The following is a 567-nucleotide window of genomic DNA, read 5'->3' as shown; positions in this document are numbered from 1 at the left end:
AAAGAAACATGCCTAATGATGCACACTGTTCATTATTTAACTCTACAAGTGCAGAAGGCTGTATAGCAATTATGGGTCCCAATTCACGGGAACTTTTGCAATCATTAACGGACACCGATTTAAGCAATGAAAATCTTTCTTTTGCTAGTGTTTGTGAGCTAGAAATTGGCATGGCTACGGTTAGAGCGCACCGTATCACCTATGTCGGCGAGCTGGGTTGGGAGTTATATTTTCCGATTGAATTTTCTAACTATATTGCTGAATTAATTGAATCAACTGGAAAACAATTCTCTTTGAAGCTTTGCGGCATGCATTCAGTAGATAGTTGCCGTATTGAAAAGGCCTACAGGCATTTTGGCCACGACATTACTGATGAGGATCACGTACTCGATGCGGGTCTTGGATTCGTTGTTAAGCTAGACAAAAATCCTTCTAAATATGGAAGATTTATCGGTTATGATGCTGTAAAGAAAAGACAATCTTCGGGTTGTAAAAAGAGAGTAATGCAATTCCTATTAACTAACCCAGATGTTATGCTCTATCATAACGAACCTATTCTAAAAAATG

At 38.4% G+C, this 567-nt stretch carries 1 protein-coding gene; it reads left to right on the top strand.

From position 1 onward, the window contains the following. Positions 1-8: 8 nt before the first annotated feature. The coding region (locus tag QF629_13075; GenBank protein ID MDP6014450.1) for an FAD-dependent oxidoreductase at positions 9-567 on the top strand (559 nt) is incomplete at its 3' end.

This window comes from Alphaproteobacteria bacterium, from assembly GCA_030739735.1.
Classification (GTDB): Bacteria; Pseudomonadota; Alphaproteobacteria; order UBA7887; family UBA7887; genus UBA7887.
Note: the sequence above shows the minus strand (reverse complement) of the source record. Positions and strands in the feature narration are given on the sequence as shown.